We start from the raw sequence: 19,905 nt of genomic DNA on the forward strand, positions 1-19,905 counted from the left end.
CCCCCCGTCACCGGGAAGGGGTGGGCCTGGGGCGCCCCGCGAGGACCCAAGGCCCACCCCCACAGAGGCAGCCCCCGCCCCTGTACAGGCAGCTACGCGCGTAGATATGCTCCCCTCGTGACTATGCCGACGACGACACCGCCTCCAAGGCCAGCCGCGCCCGCAGGGCCCCCGCCCCTCGCCGACGTCACCGCGTCGGCGGCCACGCTGCACCGCTTCCTGCACGGCCTCCCGGGCGTGGACGCGGTCGGCCTCGAAGCCCGCGCCGCCTCCCTCGGGACGCGGTCGATCAAGGCCTCGGCCAAGGCGTACGCCATCGACCTGGCCATCTCCATGATCGACCTGACGACCCTGGAGGGCGCCGACACCGTCGGCAAGGTCCGCGCGCTCGGCGCCAAGGCCGTCCACCCGGACCCGACGGACCGCACCACGCCCCGCACCGCCGCCGTCTGCGTCTACCCGGACATGGTGGCCACCGCGAAGGAGGCCGTCGCGGGCACGGACGTGCAGGTCGCCTCGGTCGCGACCGCGTTCCCCGCGGGCCGCGCCGCCCTCGACGTGAAGCTCGCGGACGTCCGCGACGCCGTCGCCGCGGGCGCCGACGAGATCGACATGGTCATCGACCGCGGCGCGTTCCTGTCCGGCGACTACCTGAAGGTGTACGAGGAGATCGTCGCCGTCAAGGAGGCGTCCCGGCACGCGCGCCTGAAGGTCATCTTCGAGACCGGCGAGCTGTCGACGTACGACAACATCCGGCGCGCGAGCTGGCTCGGCATGCTCGCGGGCGCGGACTTCATCAAGACGTCGACCGGCAAGGTCGGGGTCAACGCGACGCCCGCCAACACCCTGCTGATGCTGGAGGCCGTCCGCGACTTCCGCGCGCAGACCGGCGTCCAGGTCGGCGTGAAGCCCGCGGGCGGCATCCGCACCTCGAAGGACGCCATCAAGTTCCTCGTCCTGGTGAACGAGACCGCGGGCGCGGACTGGCTGGACAACCACTGGTTCCGCTTCGGCGCGTCCAGCCTGCTCAACGATCTGCTGATGCAGCGCCAGAAGCTGGCCACCGGACGCTACTCCGGTCCTGACTACGTGACGGTGGACTGATCACCATGGCATCTGTGTTCGAGTACGCCCCGGCCCCCGAGTCCCGCTCGGTCGTCGACATCGCCCCTTCGTACGGCCTGTTCATCGACGGCGAGTTCACCGAGGCCGCGGACGGCAAGGTCTTCAAGACGGTCTCCCCTGCCACCGAGGAGGTCCTCTCCGAGGTCGCGCAGGCCGGCGAGGCGGACGTCGACCGCGCGGTGAAGGCCGCCCGCAAGGCCTTCGAGAAGTGGTCCGCGCTGCCCGGCGCCGAGCGGGCGAAGTACCTCTTCCGCATCGCCCGCATCATCCAGGAGCGCAGCCGCGAGCTGGCCGTCCTGGAGACCCTCGACAACGGCAAGCCGATCAAGGAGACCCGCGACGCGGACCTCCCGCTGGTCGCCGCGCACTTCTTCTACTACGCGGGCTGGGCCGACAAGCTCGACCACGCCGGGTACGGCGCGAACCCGCGCCCGCTGGGCGTCGCGGGTCAGGTCATCCCGTGGAACTTCCCGCTCCTGATGCTGGCCTGGAAGATCGCCCCGGCGCTCGCGGCCGGCAACACGGTGGTCCTGAAGCCCGCCGAGACGACCCCGCTCTCCGCCCTGTTCTTCGCGGACATCTGCCGCCAGGCGGGCCTGCCGAAGGGCGTCGTCAACATCCTTCCCGGGTACGGCGACACGGGCGCGGCCATCGTCGCGCACCCGGACGTCAACAAGGTCGCCTTCACCGGCTCCACGGCCGTCGGCAAGGAGATCGCCCGCACGGTCGCGGGCACGGACAAGAAGCTCACCCTCGAACTGGGCGGCAAGGGCGCGAACATCGTCTTCGACGACGCCCCCGTCGACCAGGCCGTCGAGGGCATCGTCACGGGCATCTTCTTCAACCAGGGCCAGGTCTGCTGCGCGGGCTCGCGCCTCCTGGTCCAGGAGTCGATCCAGGACGAGCTCCTCGACTCCCTCAAGCGCCGTCTGGGCACCCTGCGCCTGGGCGACCCGCTCGACAAGAACACCGACATCGGCGCGATCAACTCCGCCGAGCAGCTGGCCCGCATCAGCGACCTCGCCGACCGGGGCGAGGCGGAGGGCGCCGAGCGCTGGTCCCCGGCCTGCGAACTCCCGTCCGCGGGCTACTGGTTCGCCCCGACGCTGTTCACCAACGTCACCCAGGCGCACACCATCGCCCGCGACGAGATCTTCGGCCCGGTCCTGTCGGTCCTCACCTTCCGCACGCCGGACGAGGCCGTCGCCAAGGCGAACAACACGCAGTACGGCCTGTCCGCGGGCATCTGGACGGAGAAGGGCTCGCGCATCCTCGCGGTCGCGAACAAGCTCCGCGCCGGGGTCGTCTGGGCCAACACGTTCAACAAGTTCGACCCGACCTCGCCCTTCGGCGGCTACAAGGAGTCGGGCTTCGGCCGCGAGGGCGGCCGCCACGGCCTGGAGGCGTACCTCGCCCCGTCGAACCCGAAGGGTGAGCGATAAATGAGCACGGTTGACCGACTCGCGGTGTTCAAGACCTACAAGCTGTACGTGGGCGGCAAGTTCCCGCGTTCCGAGAGCGGCCGGGTGTACGAGGTGACCGACGCAAAGGGCAAGTGGCTGGCCAACGCCCCGCAGTCGTCCCGCAAGGACGCCCGGGACGCGGTCGTGGCGGCGCGCAAGGCGTTCGGCGGCTGGTCGAACGCGACGGCGTACCTGCGCGGCCAGATCCTCTACCGCGTGGCCGAGATGCTGGAGGGCCGCCGCGAGCAGTTCGTGCGCGAGGTCGCCGAGGCCGAGGGCCTGTCGAAGTCCAAGGCCGCCGCGGTGGTCGACGCGGCGATCGACCGCTGGGTCTGGTACGCGGGCTGGACCGACAAGATCGCCCAGATCGCGGGCGGCGCGAACCCGGTCGCGGGCCCGTTCTTCAACCTCTCCACCCCCGAGCCGACGGGCGTCGTCGCGGTGGTCGCGCCCCAGGAGTCGTCCTTCCTGGGCCTGGTGTCCGTGCTGGCCCCGGTGATCGCCACGGGCAACACGGCCGTCGTCATCGCCGCCGAGAAGGCCCCGCTGCCCGCCCTGTCCCTGGGTGAGGTGCTCGCCACGTCCGACGTCCCCGGCGGCGTGGTCAACATCCTCTCCGGCCGGACGGCGGAGCTCGCGGCCCCGCTCGCCGCCCACCAGGACGTGAACGCCATCGACCTCACGGGCGCCACCGCGGACCTCGCGAAGGACCTGGAGATCGCGGCGGCGGACAACCTGAAGCGCGCGCTGCGTCCACAGGCTGTGGACACGGACTTCACCGCGTCCCCGGGCACGGAGCGCCTCACCGCGTTCCTGGAGACGAAGACGGTCTGGCACCCCACGGGCTCCCTGGGCGCGTCGGGCTCCTCGTACTGAGGCCCCAGCGCCCCGCAAGCGCCGGACGGACTGCTTCCAGCCCGTCCGGCGCTTGCCGTTGCGAGGGGGGCGGGAGCGGGGATCCGTCAGCCGGGCAGCAGCCCCGACACCGCCCCCGTCACCGGCAGGTCCCCCAGGGCCCCGCCCTGCGTCAGCGGGCCCGTCGCCATCGCCGTGCTCACCGGCTGGAAGTCGGCGACCTGCGTGCCCACCGCGTTGTCGAGCGGATCCACACCCGTGCCGGCCAGCGGGTCGAGCTTCAGCCGCTTCGCGGGCCCGAGCGCAGGGCCCAGGGCCGCGGTGGCCGCCTGCACGTCCAGGTTCCCCAGGCCGCCGGCCTGCGAGGTGACGGGCGGCGGTGCGGGCTCCGCGGCGCCCGCACCGGCCGCGCCGACGCCGAGGACGGCCCCGGCGGCGGACACCGTGAGGCCCGCCCGCAGGAGCGCCCGCGCGGAAGCGGAGGACGACGTCGACGCGGCGTTCCGCGCCGCGGACCGAACAGGGTTTCGCGCCATCTGGACCATGTGGACCGCCTAACGATCTCTCCGTGCGTAATCGTGCGCGCACGCAGCGTAGCCGCGCGAGGACATTCCCACCAAAGCCCGCCCCGCCGGGGCCGGGCCCCGCCGGAATGCCGCAGACTGGTCTCTCGTGAGTCCTCATCCTCCGATACCCACGCGCGTCGTCCTGCTCACCGGGCCTTCAGGCTCCGGCAAGTCGTCGTTCGCCACCCGCAGCGGGCTGCCCGTGCTGTGCCTCGACGACTTCTACAAGGAGGGCACCGACCCCTCACTGCCGCTGGTCGAGGGCAGCTCGGACATCGACTGGGACTCGCCCGGGTCCTGGGACGCGGACGTCGCGGTCGCCGCGATCGAGGAGCTGTGCCGCACGGGCCGCACCCGCGTGCCGGTGTACGACATCTCGACGAGCGCGCGCGTCGGCGAGGAGGCGCTCGACATCGAGCGCACGCCGCTGTTCATCGCCGAGGGCATCTTCGCCGCGGACATCGTGGACCGCTGCCGGGAGCTCGGCGTCCTGGCGGACGCGATCTGTCTGCGCGGCCGGCCGTCGACGACGTTCCGGCGCCGGCTCCTGCGCGATCTGCGCGAGGGCCGCAAGTCCGTGCCGTTCCTGCTGCGCCGCGGCTGGCGCCTGATGCGCGCCGAACGCGCCATCGTGGCCCGCCAGACCGCCCTCGGCGCCCACGCGTGCGGCAAGGAGGAGGCCCTCGGCCGCGTGGCCGCCGCCGCGGCGGGACGGCACATCAAGGCGAAGAAGACCGCGACCATCACTTGAGCGACCCGCGCGGCGAGCGATTCGGTCCGCGAGCGCGGCGCCGGTTCAGGCGCAAAAAGCGGGACCGGAAAGACCCCCCGGCCTTCCGGTCCCGCAGTGTTTCCCCCGTGGTCCCCGCTGTCCCCCGTGGTTCCCCTCCCTTTCTGCCGCTTCCCCCCTAGGAGCGGCAGCCCCCGTGCTCTCCCCCGTGTTCCCCCCTCATCCTTCAGGCGACCAACTCGCCGAAGGACTCCTCCTGGTCACGGCCGAAGCTGAGGACCTCGTCCTCGCGCAGCCGGCGCAGGGAGCGCCAGATGCTGGACTTCACCGTGCCGACACTGATGTCGAGGATGTCCGCGATCTCCGGGTCCGTGCGGCCCTCGTAGTAGCGCAGGACCAGCATGGTGCGCTGGAGCTCGGGCAGCCGGGCGAGCGCCTGCCACAGGACGGCGCGCAGCTCGGTGCCGCGCATCGCGTCCGTGTCACCGACGGTCTCCGGCAGTTCCTCGGTCGGGTACTCGTTGAGCTTGCGGCGGCGCCAGGCGCTGATGTGCAGGTTCGTCATGGTGCGCCGCAGATAGCCGCCGACGGCGGCCTTGTCGCTGATCCTGTCCCAGGCGCGGTACGTCGAGAACAAGGCGCTCTGCAGCAGGTCCTCGGCCTCGAAACGGTCACCGGTCAGGTGGTAGGCGGTGGCGTACAGGGAGGCGCGGCGCTCCTGGACGTAGGCCGTGAACTCGGCCTCCGACCGGGACGTCCGCTCCCCCGATTCCTCCCTGTACGCGGCTCCCCCGTGAGCTCCCCCGTCACTGCCGCCCTTGAGCGCGTCAACCACCGTCATGTAGGCCTGGCGGCCCGGCTTCGCAGCCCCGGTGTGCTGACGCCCGGTGCCGCGAGCGCACCCCCGCCCGCTCACGGCACCGGACTTCTCGTGCTTCTCAGAACTCCGCCCCAGGTCGTGCAGACGCGTGACAACTGCGCTCGAGCTGGTGCTGTGCAGCGTGTTCATCTCGCGCCCCCCGTCGTGGAGTCTGGGATTTCCGTGTGCCCAAAACTCTGCACGGCCGACTTCATGGCGGTGTCCGCCGACTGTCACAGGCCTGTCACAGGGGTCGGCGGGCCCTTGTTCAAGATCGGTTGCGCCATTCGCTCGTGTGGGTGCGGTGTGAGACGCCCGCCAACAGTCGAACTGCGCCCGCGCCATGGGACAGAATGACGTTCGTGCCTTCCCTGTTGCTGATCGAGGACGACGACGCCATCCGGACGGCCCTGGAGCTCTCACTGACGCGCCAGGGTCACCGGGTGGCCACTGCTGCCACCGGCGAGGACGGCCTGAAGCTCCTGAGCGAGCAGCGGCCGGACCTGATCGTGCTGGACGTGATGCTGCCCGGCATCGACGGCTTCGAGGTGTGCCGTCGCATCCGGCGCACCGACCAGTTGCCGATCATCCTGCTGACCGCGCGCAGCGACGACATCGACGTGGTCGTGGGTCTTGAGTCGGGCGCCGACGACTACGTGGTCAAGCCCGTGCAGGGGCGCGTGCTCGACGCCCGGATCCGGGCGGTGCTCCGCCGCGGCGAGCGCGAGGCGAACGACGCGGCGACGTTCGGTTCCCTCGTGATCGACCGCGCGGCGATGACGGTGACGAAGAACGGCGAGGACCTCCAGCTGACGCCGACCGAGCTGCGCCTGCTCCTGGAGCTGAGCCGCCGCCCCGGCCAGGCCCTGTCCCGCCAGCAGCTCCTCCGCCTGGTGTGGGAGCACGACTACCTGGGCGACTCGCGGCTCGTGGACGCGTGTGTGCAGCGCCTGCGCGCCAAGGTCGAGGACGTGCCGTCCTCGCCGACGCTGATCCGTACGGTGCGTGGCGTGGGCTACCGGCTGGACACGCCTCAGTGACCCCACCGCACGACAAGCTCCGCGGTCTTCCCGCGGCCCGCAAGGCGATCTGGTCCGGTCTGCGCTTCACGAGTCTGCGCCTGCGGCTCGTCGTCGTCTTCGCCCTGGTGGCGCTGACGGCGGCGGTGTCCGCGTCCGGCATCGCGTACTGGCTGAACCGCGAGGCCGTCCTGACCCGTGCCCAGGACGCCGCCCTCAAGGACTTCCGGCAGCAGATGCAGACCCGCGCGGGCGCGCTGCCGCCGAACCCGACGCAGGACGCGCTGCAGGCCGCCGCCGGGCAGATGGCCAAGAGCAGCCAGCGCTACAGCGTGCTCCTGGTCGGCGAGAACGCCCAGGGCGAGATGGTCTACGGCTACTCCGACCTGGACGCGTTCACGCTCGCCAAGGTGCCGAAGGCGCTGCGCGAGGCGGTCAAGAAGCAGCAGCAGCTCTCCGACGGCAACAAGAGCCCGTACCACCTGTACTGGCAGCGGACCGTGGAGCACGGCACTCCGTACCTCGTCGGCGGTACGAAGATCGTCGGGGGCGGGCCGACCGGCTACATGCTCAAGTCGCTCGAACCGGAGGCCAAGGACCTCAGCTCGCTCGGCTGGTCCCTGGCGATCGCCACGGCGCTCGCGCTCGTCGGCTCCGCGCTGCTCGCGCAGGCGGCCGCGACGACCGTCCTGAAACCGGTGCACCGCCTTGGCGTCGCCGCGCGCCGCCTCGGCGAGGGCAAGCTGGACACCCGGCTCAGGGTGTCGGGCACGGACGAGCTCGCGGACCTTTCGCGCACGTTCAACCGCACGGCCGAGAACCTGGAGAAGAAGGTCGCGGACATGAGCGCCCGCGACGAGGCGAGCCGGCGCTTCGTGGCGGACATGTCGCACGAGCTGCGTACGCCGCTGACCGCGATCACGGCGGTGACGGAGGTCCTGGAGGAGGAGCTGGACGCCCAGACGGGCAGCGTCGATCCGATGATCGAGCCCGCGGTCCGTCTGGTGGTCAGCGAGACCCGGCGCCTGAACGACCTGGTGGAGAACCTGATGGAGGTGACCCGCTTCGACGCGGGCACCGCGCGGCTCGTCCTCGACAACGTCGACATCGCCGACCAGATCACGGCGTGCATCGACGCCCGCGCCTGGCTGGACGCCGTGGACCTGGACGCCGAGCGCGGCATCATGGCCCTCCTCGACCCGCGCCGCCTCGACGTGATCCTGGCGAACCTCATCGGCAACGCGCTCAAGCACGGCGGCTCCCCGGTGAAGGTGTCGGTGCGCCTCGACGGCGACAGCCTGGTGATCTCCGTGAAGGACGGCGGCCCCGGCATCCCCGAGGACGTCCTGCCGCACGTCTTCGACCGCTTCTACAAGGCCAGCGCGTCCCGGCCGCGCTCGGAGGGCAGCGGCCTCGGCCTGTCCATCGCCCTGGAGAACGCGCACATCCACGGGGGCGAGATCACGGCCGCGAACGCGCCCGCGGGGGGCGCGGTGTTCACCCTGCGCCTGCCGCGCGACGCCTCGCCGCTGACGGCGGAGCCGGAGCCGGAGCGGGCGCCGCAGGACGGGGCCGGGCAGGCCGCGGAACGTTCCGAGGAAGGCAAGGAAGAGACATGACCAGGCGACGGCTTCGCGCCGTGCTCGCCACCGCCGCGCTCGCCTCCGTGCTCACCGGCTGCGGCATCCGCTCCACCGAGGTGCCCACCGACTTCGGCGCCGCGCCCTCGCGGGTGCCGTGCGGCTCCGCGGCCTCCGGGATCTCGGCGCGCGACGAGGCGACCGGCGTACCCGTGCAGATCTTCCTGCTGTGCGCGGGCCGCCTGGTCGCGGTCGACCGGACGGTGCGCATCCCCACGGACCGCACGGGCACGGACCGCGCGCGCATCGCCCAGGCCCTCCTGAACGAGCTGTCGACGCCGCCGTCGGAGGAGGAGCGGCAGGCCGGGTACGCGACGGAGCTGCGCCGCGGCATCACGGTCACCGGGCCGCGCCCCGCCGATCCGAACGAGGCCCTGCGGCTCAGCAGGCAGCCCCAGGAGCTGCCGACGGCCGCGCTGGCGCAGCTGGTGTGCACGTACGCGGACAGCGCCGCGTCCGACGGCGGTTCCGTCATTCTGGGCGGCCCCGCGGGCACGCAGCTGCGGCGCTACGAATGCACTCCGGAGGCCCGGGACCGGCCCGGAACGGTGCCGCCGCCGTCGCGGCCGCTGGAGTCCTGAGGGGCCCTTTCACGCCACCCGGCGCCTCGTGCGCCCGGCCTTTATTACTCGCGCGGAACCGATCCCGCCGCCTGACGCGTCTTGGGGAGCGTGCGTCAAGGCTCGGGCGGGCGCGGTGCCGCCATTCGCTTGCGCGCGGCGGGAGGGGTCCTCCTCGCCGCGCATCTCCTGGTCGTCGCGTGGATCACGCTGCGGCCGCTGGACGTGCCCTGGGTGAGTGCGGCGAACCTGGAGCCCCTCGCGGGCATCAAGGCGGACCTGGAGCGCGGCCCCGAGCAGGCGGCCCGGCAGATCGGCGGCGCGCTGCTGCTGCTCGCACCGCTGGGGGTGCTGCTGCCGCTGGTGGGCGGCCGCCTGGACGTGTCGCCGCTGGCCTCCCTCGCCCGTACGGTCGCGGCGGGCGCCCTGCTCTCGCTCGGCATCGAACTGCTGCAGACCGGTGTGCCCGGGCAGGTCGTGGACGTGGACTCGCTGCTCCTGAACACCGTGGGCGTGGCGCTCGCCCATCTCGCCGTGGTGCCCGCGGCCCGGGCCCGGCTGCGCCGCCGCTCCGCGCGGCCCCGGACGCGCCGCGCGCGGGAGGAGGCCCCTCAGGGGGCGACCCCGAAGATTCCCAGGGTCGGCATCGCTCCGTAGCCTGACGCCGCGGCCGCCTGCCACTCCTACCGTGGAGTCATCGGGGCAACCGGAGAACCGGAGCCCGACCGACGACCCGACCACGGTCCATGAAGGAGCCACCATGACCGCCCTTGCCCGCCCCACCGACGGCCGCATGATCGGCGGTGTGTGCGCTGCCCTCGCCCGCCGCTTCGGCATGTCGGCGACCACGATGCGCGTGATCTTCGTGCTGTCCTGTCTGCTGCCGGGACCGCAGTTCCTGCTGTACGCCGCGCTGTGGATCCTGCTGCCGAAGGAGGGCGGCAAGACCAAGACCGCCTGGTGACCCGTGCCCGTACGACGACGGGGCGCACCCCCAAGGGTGCGCCCCGTCAGTCGTGTGCGGCGGCCGTCAGAGCGGCAGGCCCAGGCCCTTCGTCGGCAGCCCCTGAGTCTGCATCTCGCCGGTGGGCAGTCCGCCGAGGAGCTGGCCCACGGCGTCGTCGCCGGGCTTCTCCTCGTCGTCGGACTTGGGCGCGGCCTGCCGCGGCGCGGCGGCCTTGGTGCCGTCCTCGCCCTCGTCGTCGGCCGGCTCGGTGGCGGCGCTCGCGGCGCTCTCCAGGGTCTGCGTGGAAAGGGCGGGCAGGAAGTGCTCGAGGGCGGGCTTGGTGGCGCCGACGCCGCTGGCGAGGGCGCTCTGCCCGGCGGCGAGGGACTCGGGCGCACCGGCGGGCAGCGTGCCCGCGGCCTGGTCGAGCGGCAGCGTCGTGGTGACGGTCTCCAGGGCGGTGGAGGGGTCGGGGACGGTGGCAGGGGCCGCGTTCGCGACGCCCGCGCCGACGGCGGCGAAGGCGGCACCGAGCGCGGCGACACCGAGGGTCTTGACGGCAGACTGCTTCATCTTCAATGCGTCCTTGCTACGGGGGCGTTGAGCGGTCCTCGACGTTAAACACCCTCAAGCTGGGGCCGCAAACAGCCGAAAGCGGCCGGGAGTGGGTACTCCCGGCCGCTTCGTTGACGTACAAAATCCGCTTAGCTGTCGACGGATCCGCTGGTGGAGGCGGTCTGGCGGAACAGCCATTCGGACTTGAGCTCGGCGTAGCCGGGCTTGATGACGTCATTGATCATCGCGAGGCGTTCATCGAAAGGAATGAACGCCGACTTCATGGCATTGACGGTGAACCACTGCATGTCGTCGAGCGTGTAGCCGAAGGTGCCGACCAGGTGCTCGAACTCGCGGCTCATGCTGGTGCCGGACATCAGGCGGTTGTCGGTGTTGACGGTCGCCCGGAAGTGCAGCTTGCGCAGCAGGCCGATCGGGTGCTCGGCGTACGAACTGGCGGCGCCGGTCTGGAGGTTGGAGCTCGGGCACAGCTCCAGCGGGATGCGCTTGTCGCGCACGTACGAGGCGAGGCGGCCGAGCTGGACGGTGCCGTCGTCGGCGACCTTGATGTCGTCGATGATGCGCACGCCGTGGCCGAGGCGGTCGGCGCCGCACCACTGGAGGGCCTGCCAGATGGAGGGCAGGCCGAAGGCCTCACCGGCGTGGATCGTGAAGTGGTTGTTCTCGCGCTTCAGGTACTCGAAGGCGTCCAGGTGGCGGGTGGGAGGGAAGCCCGCCTCCGCGCCCGCGATGTCGAATCCGACGACGCCCGAGTCGCGGTAGCGGTTGGCGAGTTCGGCGATCTCCAGGGCGCGGGCCGCGTGCCGCATGGCGGTGAGCAGGGCGCCGACGCGGATGCGGTGGCCGTTCGCCCGGGCGCGGCGCTCGCCCTCGCGGAAGCCCTCGTTGACGGCCTCGACGACCTCTTCGAGGGTGAGTCCGGCCTCCAGGTGCTGCTCCGGGGCGTAGCGGACCTCGGCGTAGACGACGCCGTCCTCGGCGAGGTCCTCGGCGCACTCGGCGGCCACGCGCTTGAGGGCGTCCTTGGTCTGCATCACGGCGCAGGTGTGCGCGAACGTCTCCAGGTACCGCTCCAGGGAGCCGGAGTCGGCGGCCTCGCGGAACCAGACGCCGAGCTTGTCGGGGTCGGTCTCGGGGAGGCCCTCGTAGCCGTTCTCCCGGGCGAGGTCGACGATGGTGCCGGGGCGCAGGCCGCCGTCGAGGTGGTCGTGGAGCAGGACCTTGGGGGCGCGGCGGATCTGCTCGGAGTCCGGGACTCCCGGGGCGGTGCCACGGCCCGTGTGACCGCTTCCTTCAGTGATCTTCCTGATCTGGCTCGTCATTTCCGCACTCTAACTCCTACGCGCGTAGAACTCACCGGTCGATACGTAACAGTGACCAGGCGGACGGGTGGCATCCACACGGACTTCTGACACTGTTCTGGCATGGCTCAGCAAGCGACAACGCGTCCGGCGCGCACGGCCAGGCTCGGGCGTGTGATCGGCACGCGGCCCTCGACGGTGAGCGCGGTGGTGCTGCTCCTGCCGGGCGGTCACGCGGCGTCGGCCCGCAAGCCGTCGTTCCTGGCCGCGGCGGCGGTGCGGCCCCTGGGGCGGCGGCTCGCCCGCGGCGGGCGCGCCGACGGGCTCGCGGCCCACGTCGTGCACTACCGCGCGGGCGGCTGGAACGGCGCCGAGGCGCAGCTCGCCCGGGACGCCGAGTGGGCGGCCGACGAGGTGGTGCGCCGCTACGGCGACGTGCCGGTGTGTCTCGCCGGGGTCGACATGGGCGGCCGCGCGGCGCTGCGCACGGCGGGTCACAGCGCCGTGCAGTCCGTGCTCGCGCTCGCCCCGTGGCTGCCCGAGGACGACGTGGCCGCGCCGCCCGAGCCGGTGAAGCAGCTGGCGGGGCGGCAGGTGCTCATCGTGCACGGCACGAACGACGAACGGACCGATCCCGAGCTGTCGTTCCGGCTCGCGGAGCGGGCGAAGAAGGCGAACCGGGACGTGTGCCGGTTCGAGGTCCATTCGGACGGGCACCGGCTCGGCCAGCACCGTGACGAGGTGCTGGCCCTCTCCGTGAACTTCGTGCAGGGGTCCCTGTACGGCTACCCCTATGCCCGGCCCCTGGAGGACGCGCTCGCGGCTCCGCCGCCCATCGGCTTACGGATGCCGCTTGCCTCCGGCTTCGGGAGGGGGCTGCGGGACTGAGCTGTCCGCCGTCGGCTGCGGGTGCGTCGTGGCTGGTCGCGCAGTTCCCCGCGCCCCTGAGGGGAGGCGCGGGGAACCGTGGCCCTTACGGCAGGCGGACCGACTGGGCGTGGCGGAAGACGTCCTTCGGGTCCCACGCCGCCTTCGTCTTCTGCAGGCGGGCGTAGTTGTCCTTGTAGTACAGGCTGTTCCACGCGGTCGACGAGGTGTTCCAGGCGGCGTCGCCGAGGTCCTTGTCGGGGTAGTTCACGTAGCAGCCGTCGTTGATGTCGCCCGGCACCGGGACGCCGCCGGTCTCCGCGTACACGTCCTTGTAGAACTCGCGGATCCAGGCGAGGTGCTTGGCCTCCTCGGCGGGGTCGGTCCAGTAGGTCTGGTACTGGAGCTTGAGCACCGAGTCGCGCTGCGGCACGGCGGTGTCGCCGGGCTTGACGGCGTTGATGCGGCCGCCGTACGAGTCGATCTGGACCAGCGCGTCACCGTTGCTGTAGTCGGTGCGCGTCAGGTGCTTGTACATCGCCTTGATCTGGGTGACGGAGAAGCCCTTGCGGGCGTACGCCGACTTGTACTTGCCGTACAGCGTGGGGTTGCCGCCGCTGAGGTAGTCGGTGGCGATGTACCAGGGCAGCGTGCGCGGCTTGGCGAACTGCGGCATGGCCGCGTGCTCGCCGGCCCGCCGGGTCATGGCCTGCCGCGTGACGCCCACGCCCGCGGAGATCGCGGCCAGGTACTCGTCCAGGAGGGCCTGGGCGTTCGGGACCGTGGCGTCCATCTGCGTGAGCAGGGCGATCTGCGCGTTGTCGCTGGCCTTCTGGTTCAGCTTCAGGAGGCCGAACAGCGAGTTGAACTTGGAGTCAGGGGCGCTGTTCTTCTCGTGCCAGTCGCCCCAGTTCTGCAGCAGGCGGGTGAAGGACGCCTCGGTCATGTCCTTCCAGGGGAAGGCCGTGGCGTGCACGAAGACCTCGGACGGGGGCTTCGGCAGGAGCTTGGACGGGTCGCTGCCGGTGGCGCCGGGCGAGCGCAGCCAGTAGCGGGTGATCAGGCCGAAGTTGCCGCCGCCACCGCCGGTGTGGGCCCACCACAGGTCCTTGAGCGCGGCGTCGGTGGAGTCGCGAGTGGCGACGACGGCCTTGGCGGTGCCGTTCTTGTCCACCGTGACGACCTCGACGCCGTAGAGGTGGTCGACGGTCAGGCCGTGCAGGCGCGAGAGCAGGCCGTAGCCGCCGCCCGATATGTGGCCGCCCGCGCCGACGGAGGCGCAGGAGCCGGCCGGGAGCGTGACGCCGTACAGCTTGTAGAGCGTCTCGTAGATCTGGAGGTTGGAGGCACCGCCCTCGACGGCGAAGGCGTTCTTGGCGCTGTCGTAGTAGACCTGGGTCATCCCCGACATGTCGACGACGACCTGGACGTCCTTGTTGAAGACGAAGTCCTCGTAGCAGTGGCCGCCGCTGCGGACGGTCAGGCGCTTGCCCGCGGTGACGGCCTCCTGCACGGCGCGCACGGCCTGCGCGGTGGTGGTGACCAGGCGGACGTAGTCGGGCTTGGCGACCCAGCGCTGGTTGATGCCGCGCACCAGGTCGGGAAAGCGCGGGTCGGTGGGGCTGACGGTGATGTAGTCGGGCGTCGCGGCGGCGACCTCCGCGGCCGTCGCGGCGGCCGAGCGCGGGGCGGCCTGGGCGGCGGTCGCGGGCAGCGCGGAGCTGACGGCCGCCCCACCGGCGACGGCGGCGGCACCGGTCAGGAGGGATCTACGACCCAGGGATCTGTCGTTCTTTGCCATGTATGCCTCACTTGTCTCGCGCCTGGCCACACTCCCCCAACGGGCATGGCCACAAAGGAAGTTGAAGACCCATCGAACGATGATCGATCAAAGCCTAGACCAGTGTTACTGGTGTGACGCAACACCTCGATCGATAAAACTGTCCGAACTGCCAGTGAAACCACATTTGGTTGCAGCATGTGCAACTCGTCCTACTCGCAAGTCCTGTTCATACCGGGGCGATCAGGGAATTCCGCCGGGCGGTCGCGCGCGGGGCCGTCAGCGGGGCAGCAGCTGTCCGCGCCTGCTCAGCAGGAACCGCTTGAACGCCGCCACCGGCGCGGTGTCCGGATGCCCGTCCAGCCACGCCACGCCGATCTCGCGGACCGCCCGCTGCCCGGTGACGTTCAGCTCCACCACCCCCGGCCGGGCCACGGCGGGCGGCGGGAGCAGCGCCACGCCGAGCCCGGCGGCCACCAGGCCCCGCAGGGTCTCCGCCTCCTCGCCCTCGAACGCGATCCGGGGCTTGAACCCGGCCTCGGCGCAGAGGGCGTCGGTGATCCGCCTGAGCCCGTACCCCGGCTCCAGGGTCACGAAGGCCTCGTCGGCGGCCTCGGCGAGCCGCACCCGCTTGCGCCCGGCGAGGCGGTGCTCCTCCGGCACCACGAGCCGCAGCCGCTGCTCGTCCAGGCGCCGCGCGACCAGGTCGGGGGCGTCGGGCACCGGCGAGGTCAGACACAGGTCGAGCTCCCCGGCGCGCAGCCGCTCGATCATGGCCTCGCCGTAGTTCTGGACGAGGCTGAACCGCACCCGCGGGTGGTCGGCCCGGAAGGCCCGGATGAGCCCGGGCACCGTCTCGGACCCCATGGTGTGCAGGAAGCCGAACGCGACCTTGCCCGCTGCCGGGTCGGCGTCGGCGCGCACGGACTCGGCGGCCCTGCCGACCTCGGCGAGCGCGCGCTCGACCGAGCCGAGGAAGGTGCGGCCCGCGGGGGTGAGCGACACCGTGCGCCCGTGCCGCGCGAACAGGTCGACGCCCAGGTCCCGTTCGAGCCGGACGAGCGCGCGCGACAGCGTGGACTGCGGCACCTGGAGCTCCTGGGCGGCGCGCGTGACGTGCTCGGTGCGCGCGACCCCGGCGAAGTACGCCAGGCGCGGGGCGAGCAGCCGCACGATGTGATCTGTGTCCTCTGTGTCACTGTTCTGCGACAGTCGACCCGCTGACCTCGGCTGATGCTGCATGGGATGGATTATGGCCGTTTCATGCATTGGACGCATGAGGAGGGACGGTCATACGTTCGTGACATGCCTCCTGCCAGTAGCGGGGCGTCCGCCACCCACGCGGTCGCCCTCACCCCGTCGTCCCCTTCTTCCCGGGCCCCTCGGTCAGCCGACCCGCTCGACTCCCGCATGGCCCCCGGAGGCCCCGGCTACCGCCGCATGAGCTTCGCGCTCTTCCTCGCGGGCGTCGCCACCTTCGCCCTGCTGTACTCCACGCAGGCGCTCCTCCCCCTGATCTCCGCCGACTTGGGCGTGAGCGCGTCCACCGCGAGCTGGACGGTGTCCGCCGCGACCGGCGCGCTCGCCCTGTTCGTCCTGCCGCTGAGCGCCCTGTCGGAGCGGTACGGCCGCCGCACCCTGATGACGGCGTCGCTCGCCGTCGCCGTCGTGGTCGGGCTGCTCGTGCCGTTCGCCCCGTCGGTGGGCGCGCTGATCGCGCTGCGCGCGGTGCAGGGCGCGGCGCTCGCCGGACTGCCCGCCTCCGCGATGGCCTACCTCGCCGAGGAGGTGCGGCCCAAGGCCCTGGTCGCCGCGATCGGCATGTTCGTGGCGGGCAACTCCATCGGCGGCATGAGCGGCCGCATCGTCACCGGCTGGGTCGCGCAGGCCTGGGGCTGGCGCTGGGCCCTCGCCGTGGTCGGCGTCGTCGCGGTCCTGTGCGCGCTCGCCTTCCGCGCGCTGCTGCCCGCGCCGCGCCACTTCACGCCGGGCACGTTGAACCCGAAGTCGCTCGCCCGCACGGTGCGTTCGCACCTGGAGAACCCGCTGCTGTGCCGTCTGTACGCGATCGGCGCGCTGTTCATGACGGTGTTCGGCGCGGTCTACACGGTGATCGGCTACCGCCTCACCGAGGCGCCGTTCTCGCTGCCGCAGGGCGTCATCGGCTCGATCTTCCTCGTCTACCTGGTCGGTACGGTCTCCTCGGCGGCGGCCGGGAAGCTGGTCGCGCGGCTCGGGCGGCGCGGCGCGCTCTACCTGGCCGCGAGCACGACGGCCGCGGGCCTGCTGCTCTCCCTGGCCTCCGACCTCCTCCTCGTCCTGCTCGGCCTGGTCCTGATCACGGCGGGCTTCTTCGCGGGCCACGCCGTGGCGTCCTCGTCGGTGAGCCGCACCGCCACGCGGGGCCGCGCCCAGGCCTCGGCGCTCTACCAGTCCGCGTACTACGTGGGCAGCAGCGCGGGCGGCACGCTCGGCGCGATCGCCTTCCACTCCGGCGGCTGGGCCGGGACCGTGGCGCTCGGCGTGCTCGCGGTGGTCGGCGTCGTGGGCATCACGCTGTTCGGGACCCGGGCCGCACGGCGTGTGACGCCGGTGGCGAGCGCCTGCTGACGGCGCCGGGGCCGAGCGCGCTATGGGCGCATGCCGCACGGCGTGCGCCCATAGCGCGCTCGGCCCCGGCGAACTGCCGTTTTCGCCGCTCCGGAGGCCGTTGTCAGTGGGCTGCGGTAGCTTCCGGTGTGCTGGGGCGTCCGCGCCGGCGAGGCAGAGGCACAGGGGTGGGTCGGGATGAGCCGTACCGTTGGAGCGACGACCGAGCTGGACGCGAGCCTGGAGAAGCACCGCGTCGAGCTCACGGGGTACTGCTACCGCATGCTGGGCTCGGCCTTCGAGGCCGAGGACGCCGTGCAGGACACGATGGTCCGCGCCTGGCGCAGCCATGAGAAGTTCGAGGGCCGCTCCAGCCTCCGCTCCTGGCTGTACCGCATCGCGACGAACGTCTGCCTGGACATGCTGAACGCGGGCAACCGCCGCGCCCGCCCCATGGACCTGACCGCGTCCACGCCGCTGGCCCAGGCCGCCCTCAACCCCCGCGCGGACAACGTCTGGCTGGAGCCGATACCGGACGCCCGCGTGCTGCCCGCCGTCAGCGGGCCCGAGGAGGCGGCCGTCGCCAAGGAGTCCGTGCGGCTCGCCTTCATCGCCGCGCTCCAGCAACTGCCCGCCAAGCAGCGGGCGGTGCTGATCCTGCGCGAGGTCCTCGCCTGGAAGGCCAGCGAGGTCGCCGAGCTGCTCGGCACGACGGTCGCCTCCGTGAACAGCGCGCTGCAGCGGGCCCGCGCGACCCTCGCCGAGCGCCCGGCCGACGACACCGCGACGTCCGACCCGCTGGACGAGGAGCAGCGCAAGCTCCTCGACCGCTACGTGAAGGCCTTCGAGGGGTACGACATGGCGGCGCTCACCGCCCTGCTCCACGAGGACGCCGTCATGACGATGCCGCCGTTCGACCTGTGGCTGCGCGGGCCGCAGGACATCACCGGCTTCATGGCGACGATGGGCGCGGCGTGCGCGAACTCCCGCCTCGTCCCGGTGGCGGCGAACGGCACCCCCGCGTTCGCGCAGTACAAGCCCGACCCGGACAACGGCGGCTTCATGCCCTGGGCGATCCAGGTCATCGAGCTCTCAGGGGGCCGGGTCGCCGGATTCCACTGCTTCCTCGACACCGAGCGGTGGTTCCCGCTGTTCGGGGTCCCGCTCCACCTCGACGCATAGCTCCGCGAGACCGACGAGGCGCAGCAGCGCCCACAGCGCCGGGGTGGGGCCGCGCAGGCGCAGCCCCACCCCGGCCCTGCGGGCGGCGAGCCGCAGCCGGGCGACGGCGTCGACGGTCGCCAGGTCGGCGGTGGTGACACCGCGCAGGTCACACACCACTTCGGTGTGCCCGTTCCCCGCGCGGTGGTGCAACTCGGCGCACAGCGCCGGTACGTCGTCCTGGCGGACGGGGCCGGTGATGACGATGAGGTTCGCAGAGGTTGCCACGTAGGAGGGACCGGCGGGGTGCGGCGAACTCATCGGTGCGCTGCTCTCCCCCACCCCGCCCCTTCCCGAAACCGGGGCTCCGCCCCGGACCCCGAATCGGCGCTCCGCGCCTCGTCCTCAAACGCCGGACGGGCTGGGAGATCTCGACTGCGGCCCGGCGGACAGTTTCAGCCCGTCCGGCGTTTGAGGACGAGCGCGCCAGCGCGACAAAGGAGCGGGGTGCCAGGGGCGGCCAGCCCCTGGTTCGGGAAGGGGTGGGTCCGGGGCGCCCCGCGAGGGATCAGACCACGCGCTCCAGGACGATCGGCTTCGCCGCGAACTCCGTGCCCTCGGGGGCGATGTCGTACGCGCCCGCGAGGGACTCGAGCGCGTACGCGAAGCGCTCGGGGGTGTCCGTGTGGAGGGTGAGGAGCGGCTGGCCCGCGGTGACCGTGGCGCCCGGCTTGGCGTGGAGTTCGACACCGGCCCCGGCCTGCACCGGGTCCTCCTTGCGGGCCCGGCCCGCGCCGAGGCGCCAGGCCGCGACGCCGACGTCGTACGCGTCGAGGCGGGTCAGGACGCCGGACGACGGCGCGGTCACGACGTGGGTCTCGCGCGCCACCGGCAGCTCCGCGTCGGGGTCGCCGCCCTGCGCGGCGATCATGCGGCGCCACACGTCCATCGCGGAGCCGTCGGCGAGGGCCTTCGCCGGGTCGGCGTCCGGCAGGCCCGCCGCGTCGAGCATCTCGCGGGCGAGCGCGAGGGTCAGCTCCACCACGTCGGCCGGGCCGCCGCCCGCCAGGACCTCGACGGACTCGCGGACTTCGAGCGCGTTGCCCGCCGTGAGGCCGAGCGGCGTGGACATGTCCGTGAGGAGAGCCACCGTGCGCACGCCGTGGTCGGTGCCGAGGCCGACCATCGTGGCAGCCAGTTCCCGCGCGTCCTCGATCGTCTTCATGAACGCGCCGGTGCCGACCTTCACGTCCAGGACGAGCGAGCCCGTCCCCTCCGCGATCTTCTTCGACATGATGGAGGAGGCGATCAGCGGGATCGCCTCCACCGTGCCGGTCACGTCGCGCAGGGCGTAGAGCTTCTTGTCGGCGGGGGCCAGGCCGTCGCCCGCCGCGCAGATCACGGAGCCGACGCCGTCGAGGACGTTCAGCATCTCCTCGTTGGAGAGCAGGGCGCGCCAGCCGGGGATCGCCTCCAGCTTGTCCAGGGTGCCGCCGGTGTGGCCGAGGCCGCGCCCGGACAGCTGCGGCACGGCCGCGCCGCACGCGGCGACCAGCGGGGCGAGCGGCAGCGTGATCTTGTCGCCGACGCCGCCGGTGGAGTGCTTGTCGGCGGTGGGGCGGGACAGCGAGGAGAAGTCCATGCGCTCGCCGGAAGCGATCATCGCCGCCGTCCAGCGGGCGATCTCACCGCGGTTCATGCCGTTGAGCAGGATGGCCATGGCCAGGGCCGACATCTGCTCGTCGGCGACGGCGCCGCGCGTGTACGCGTCGATGACCCAGTCGATCTGCTCGTCGCTCAGCTCGCCCCGGTCCCGCTTCGTACGGATGACGGAGATGACGTCCATGGCATTCCTTCCGGCAGTGACA

Annotated in this window: 20 protein-coding genes; 12 read left to right on the top strand and 8 right to left on the bottom strand. The window is 72.2% G+C overall.

Annotation, left to right across the window (positions count from 1 at the left end; genetic code table 11):
• The first annotated feature begins 123 nt into the window (after positions 1-123).
• From deoC to IG74_RS0102175, 3 genes are read left to right on the top strand one after another with little or no spacing between them, the layout of a single operon-like run.
• Positions 124-1,104 carry a deoxyribose-phosphate aldolase gene (gene deoC / locus IG74_RS0102165; RefSeq protein ID WP_030668583.1) on the top strand — a complete coding sequence of 327 codons (981 nt, stop codon included), beginning with the start codon at positions 124-126 and terminating at the stop codon, positions 1,102-1,104.
• Between the two features lie 5 nt (positions 1,105-1,109).
• Positions 1,110-2,567: an aldehyde dehydrogenase family protein gene (locus IG74_RS0102170; RefSeq protein WP_030668586.1), complete on the top strand. Its 1,458-nt coding sequence runs from the start codon at positions 1,110-1,112 to the stop codon at positions 2,565-2,567.
• A complete protein-coding gene (locus IG74_RS0102175; RefSeq protein WP_030668589.1) occupies positions 2,568-3,464 on the top strand; it encodes an aldehyde dehydrogenase family protein in 897 nt (298 codons plus the stop codon). It abuts the gene before it with no gap.
• Between the two features lie 86 nt (positions 3,465-3,550).
• Here the strand turns inward: IG74_RS0102175 and IG74_RS0102180 are convergent, their stop codons facing one another.
• A complete protein-coding gene (locus tag IG74_RS0102180; protein ID WP_030668591.1) occupies positions 3,551-3,979 on the bottom strand; it encodes a hypothetical protein in 429 nt (142 codons plus the stop codon).
• A gap of 136 nt (positions 3,980-4,115) precedes the next feature.
• On the opposite strand from IG74_RS0102180, the gene IG74_RS0102185 reads away from it, so the two are divergent.
• Positions 4,116-4,760 (top strand): uridine kinase family protein, encoded by a 645-nt coding sequence (locus IG74_RS0102185; protein ID WP_037824266.1) that lies wholly within the window; start codon positions 4,116-4,118, stop codon positions 4,758-4,760.
• Between the two features lie 205 nt (positions 4,761-4,965).
• On the opposite strand, the gene IG74_RS0102190 is transcribed toward IG74_RS0102185, so the two are convergent.
• Positions 4,966-5,748, bottom strand: coding sequence for a SigE family RNA polymerase sigma factor (locus IG74_RS0102190; protein ID WP_030668600.1), 783 nt, complete (start codon positions 5,746-5,748; stop codon positions 4,966-4,968).
• A gap of 212 nt (positions 5,749-5,960) precedes the next feature.
• On the opposite strand from IG74_RS0102190, the gene afsQ1 reads away from it, so the two are divergent.
• The 5 genes from afsQ1 to IG74_RS0102215 all read left to right on the top strand — a co-directional run bounded on the left by afsQ1 (position 5,961) and on the right by IG74_RS0102215 (position 9,781).
• The gene (gene afsQ1, locus IG74_RS0102195) at positions 5,961-6,638 is read left to right on the top strand and encodes a two-component system response regulator AfsQ1 (protein ID WP_030562528.1); all 678 of its coding nucleotides are present in this window, start codon (positions 5,961-5,963) and stop codon (positions 6,636-6,638) included.
• On the top strand, positions 6,635-8,236 hold the full coding sequence (locus IG74_RS0102200; protein ID WP_030668605.1) for a sensor histidine kinase: 1,602 nt from the start codon (positions 6,635-6,637) through the stop codon (positions 8,234-8,236). Before afsQ1 ends, IG74_RS0102200 begins: the two co-directional genes overlap by 4 nt.
• Positions 8,233-8,838 (top strand): hypothetical protein, encoded by a 606-nt coding sequence (locus tag IG74_RS0102205; RefSeq protein ID WP_030668608.1) that lies wholly within the window; start codon positions 8,233-8,235, stop codon positions 8,836-8,838. The genes IG74_RS0102200 and IG74_RS0102205 overlap by 4 nt, the downstream gene beginning before the upstream one ends.
• 129 nt (positions 8,839-8,967) lie before the next feature.
• Positions 8,968-9,474 carry a VanZ family protein gene (locus IG74_RS0102210; RefSeq protein ID WP_234334180.1) on the top strand — a complete coding sequence of 169 codons (507 nt, stop codon included), beginning with the start codon at positions 8,968-8,970 and terminating at the stop codon, positions 9,472-9,474.
• A gap of 103 nt (positions 9,475-9,577) precedes the next feature.
• A complete protein-coding gene (locus tag IG74_RS0102215; protein ID WP_030668613.1) occupies positions 9,578-9,781 on the top strand; it encodes a PspC domain-containing protein in 204 nt (67 codons plus the stop codon).
• A gap of 66 nt (positions 9,782-9,847) precedes the next feature.
• Here IG74_RS0102215 and IG74_RS54605 read toward each other — a convergent pair whose 3' ends face one another.
• Positions 9,848-10,336: a hypothetical protein gene (locus IG74_RS54605; RefSeq protein WP_030668616.1), complete on the bottom strand. Its 489-nt coding sequence runs from the start codon at positions 10,334-10,336 to the stop codon at positions 9,848-9,850.
• A 131-nt stretch (positions 10,337-10,467) separates the two neighbouring features.
• A complete protein-coding gene (locus IG74_RS0102225) occupies positions 10,468-11,661 on the bottom strand; it encodes an adenosine deaminase (RefSeq protein ID WP_030668618.1) in 1,194 nt (397 codons plus the stop codon).
• 102 nt (positions 11,662-11,763) lie between these two features.
• On the opposite strand from IG74_RS0102225, the gene IG74_RS0102230 reads away from it, so the two are divergent.
• Positions 11,764-12,528, top strand: a complete 765-nt coding sequence (locus tag IG74_RS0102230; RefSeq protein WP_030668621.1) for an alpha/beta hydrolase — start codon at positions 11,764-11,766, stop codon at positions 12,526-12,528.
• 85 nt (positions 12,529-12,613) lie between these two features.
• Here the strand turns inward: IG74_RS0102230 and IG74_RS0102235 are convergent, their stop codons facing one another.
• The gene (locus IG74_RS0102235) at positions 12,614-14,308 is read right to left on the bottom strand and encodes an FAD-binding oxidoreductase (RefSeq protein WP_030668624.1); all 1,695 of its coding nucleotides are present in this window, start codon (positions 14,306-14,308) and stop codon (positions 12,614-12,616) included.
• 258 nt (positions 14,309-14,566) lie between these two features.
• Positions 14,567-15,529: a LysR family transcriptional regulator gene (locus IG74_RS0102240; RefSeq protein ID WP_030668627.1), complete on the bottom strand. Its 963-nt coding sequence runs from the start codon at positions 15,527-15,529 to the stop codon at positions 14,567-14,569.
• Positions 15,530-15,592: 63 nt separating this feature from the next.
• Between IG74_RS0102240 and IG74_RS0102245 the strand changes: the two genes are divergently transcribed.
• Together IG74_RS0102245 and IG74_RS0102250 are read left to right on the top strand one after the other, a co-directional pair.
• Positions 15,593-16,897, top strand: a complete 1,305-nt coding sequence (locus IG74_RS0102245) for an MFS transporter (protein ID WP_030668629.1) — start codon at positions 15,593-15,595, stop codon at positions 16,895-16,897.
• Between the two features lie 177 nt (positions 16,898-17,074).
• Positions 17,075-18,058 (top strand): sigma-70 family RNA polymerase sigma factor, encoded by a 984-nt coding sequence (locus tag IG74_RS0102250; RefSeq protein ID WP_030668631.1) that lies wholly within the window; start codon positions 17,075-17,077, stop codon positions 18,056-18,058.
• Here IG74_RS0102250 and IG74_RS48910 read toward each other — a convergent pair.
• Positions 17,969-18,358 carry an STAS domain-containing protein gene (locus IG74_RS48910; RefSeq protein WP_078868508.1) on the bottom strand — a complete coding sequence of 130 codons (390 nt, stop codon included), beginning with the start codon at positions 18,356-18,358 and terminating at the stop codon, positions 17,969-17,971. The two genes, IG74_RS0102250 and IG74_RS48910, sit on opposite strands and share 90 nt — an antisense overlap.
• Positions 18,359-18,605: 247 nt before the next feature.
• The gene (locus tag IG74_RS0102255) at positions 18,606-19,883 is read right to left on the bottom strand and encodes a thymidine phosphorylase (RefSeq protein ID WP_030668634.1); all 1,278 of its coding nucleotides are present in this window, start codon (positions 19,881-19,883) and stop codon (positions 18,606-18,608) included.
• Positions 19,884-19,905 lie beyond the last annotated feature (22 nt).

The organism is Streptomyces sp. NRRL B-1347 (assembly GCF_000720325.1).
Taxonomy (GTDB): domain Bacteria; phylum Actinomycetota; class Actinomycetes; order Streptomycetales; family Streptomycetaceae; genus Streptomyces.

Excerpts from the sequence above, each read along its gene's own strand:
- deoC (WP_030668583.1), top strand. The coding sequence starts at position 124 with ATGCCGACGACGACACCGCCTCCAAGGCCAGCCGCGCCCGCAGGGCCC.
- IG74_RS0102170 (WP_030668586.1), top strand. The coding sequence starts at position 1,110 with ATGGCATCTGTGTTCGAGTACGCCCCGGCCCCCGAGTCCCGCTCGGTC.
- IG74_RS0102175 (WP_030668589.1), top strand. The coding sequence starts at position 2,568 with ATGAGCACGGTTGACCGACTCGCGGTGTTCAAGACCTACAAGCTGTAC.
- IG74_RS0102180 (WP_030668591.1), bottom strand. The coding sequence starts at position 3,979 with ATGGCGCGAAACCCTGTTCGGTCCGCGGCGCGGAACGCCGCGTCGACG.
- IG74_RS0102190 (WP_030668600.1), bottom strand. The coding sequence starts at position 5,748 with ATGAACACGCTGCACAGCACCAGCTCGAGCGCAGTTGTCACGCGTCTG.
- IG74_RS0102205 (WP_030668608.1), top strand. The coding sequence starts at position 8,233 with ATGACCAGGCGACGGCTTCGCGCCGTGCTCGCCACCGCCGCGCTCGCC.
- IG74_RS0102215 (WP_030668613.1), top strand. The coding sequence starts at position 9,578 with ATGACCGCCCTTGCCCGCCCCACCGACGGCCGCATGATCGGCGGTGTG.
- IG74_RS54605 (WP_030668616.1), bottom strand. The coding sequence starts at position 10,336 with ATGAAGCAGTCTGCCGTCAAGACCCTCGGTGTCGCCGCGCTCGGTGCC.
- IG74_RS0102225 (WP_030668618.1), bottom strand. The coding sequence starts at position 11,661 with ATGACGAGCCAGATCAGGAAGATCACTGAAGGAAGCGGTCACACGGGC.
- IG74_RS0102230 (WP_030668621.1), top strand. The coding sequence starts at position 11,764 with ATGGCTCAGCAAGCGACAACGCGTCCGGCGCGCACGGCCAGGCTCGGG.
- IG74_RS0102235 (WP_030668624.1), bottom strand. The coding sequence starts at position 14,308 with ATGGCAAAGAACGACAGATCCCTGGGTCGTAGATCCCTCCTGACCGGT.
- IG74_RS0102240 (WP_030668627.1), bottom strand. The coding sequence starts at position 15,529 with ATGCAGCATCAGCCGAGGTCAGCGGGTCGACTGTCGCAGAACAGTGAC.
- IG74_RS0102245 (WP_030668629.1), top strand. The coding sequence starts at position 15,593 with ATGCCTCCTGCCAGTAGCGGGGCGTCCGCCACCCACGCGGTCGCCCTC.
- IG74_RS0102250 (WP_030668631.1), top strand. The coding sequence starts at position 17,075 with ATGAGCCGTACCGTTGGAGCGACGACCGAGCTGGACGCGAGCCTGGAG.
- IG74_RS48910 (WP_078868508.1), bottom strand. The coding sequence starts at position 18,358 with ATGAGTTCGCCGCACCCCGCCGGTCCCTCCTACGTGGCAACCTCTGCG.
- IG74_RS0102255 (WP_030668634.1), bottom strand. The coding sequence starts at position 19,883 with ATGGACGTCATCTCCGTCATCCGTACGAAGCGGGACCGGGGCGAGCTG.